The 1,157-nt window shown below is 41.4% G+C and carries 1 protein-coding gene; it reads left to right on the forward strand.

From position 1 onward, the window contains the following. Positions 1-69: 69 nt before the first annotated feature. The coding region (locus JUF13_RS14385; protein WP_236002710.1) for an ISL3 family transposase at positions 70-1,157 on the forward strand (1,088 nt) is incomplete at its 3' end.

Genomic DNA, 1,157 nt, shown 5'->3' on the forward strand with positions numbered 1-1,157 from the left:
AAAAAGAGGCATACCACCTCTGTGCTACAATCAAGTCGACGAAAACCAATTGAAAGCGAGAAGAATGATATGTCCCAAGACAATTCTACAAGAGATTTACTACAAATTAAAGACCAAAACATCATTAACTTTAAAGTTCAAGATACTTCACATGATGCTTTACGTATCTACGCCGACTTAACCTATTCCGTCAGCGTTTGCCCACGTTGTGGCAAACATGAAATCGTCAAAAATGGGGCCAAGTCAGTTAACATTAGAATACCCAACATCAGCGAGAGAACAGCCTTACTGGTTCTACGTAAGCAACGTTTTCTTTGTAAGGCATGTGGTCACACTCAAATTGCCCAAACGCCAATCGTTATAAAGCAACATCAGATTTCTCAGAACGTTAAGAATGGTATCACTAGGGAGTTAACTACGGATCGAACCATGGCCAGTATAGCCGCGCAATACAACGTTTCGACTAACACAGTTAGTCGACAACTAGTTGCCCTTGGGAAGCAAACTAGGCCGGCATACAATGGTTTGCCTAGCTCTCTGTGTATCGATGAATTTCGCTCTACTGGTGATCAGATGAGTTTTATTGCCATTGATGCAAGAAAGCACGACCTTATCACCATCTTGCCAGGACGAAAGAATAAAGACATTGGAGATTATTTCCTAAATCACTACTCTCTAAAGAATAGGGAAAAGGTTACTAGCGTCGTCATGGACTTCAACTCTCAATACCAATCCGTCATCCACGAGGTCTTTCCTAAAGCCGCTATAGTCGCCGACAATTTTCATTTGGTTCAAATGATCTTACGTTCATTGAACCAGACCCGCGTTCAGCTGATGAAGCAATTCCCTAAAGAAACTCGTGAATATCGTGTGCTTAAGTATTATTGGCGTCTCTATTTGAAAAACTATAAAGACCTTGAGAAGAACAAAACACAGTGGTTTTCACACCTTAAAGACCATTTAACCCAAGAACAAGTTGTACTGGAAGGCATAGGACTGAATCAGGAATTCAAAAACACTTATTACTCAGCCCACGCGTTAACCGAAGCTATTCAAAAGCGTGATTACGCTGCCTTCACCGAAGCCTTGGGTGAAGTTGAGAACGTCAGTCCTCAACTTCTAAAGACTATTCACACCTTTATTCAAAGGATACGGTC

Source organism: Levilactobacillus wangkuiensis (genome assembly GCF_016861605.1).
GTDB classification, from domain to species: domain Bacteria; phylum Bacillota; class Bacilli; order Lactobacillales; family Lactobacillaceae; genus Levilactobacillus; species Levilactobacillus wangkuiensis.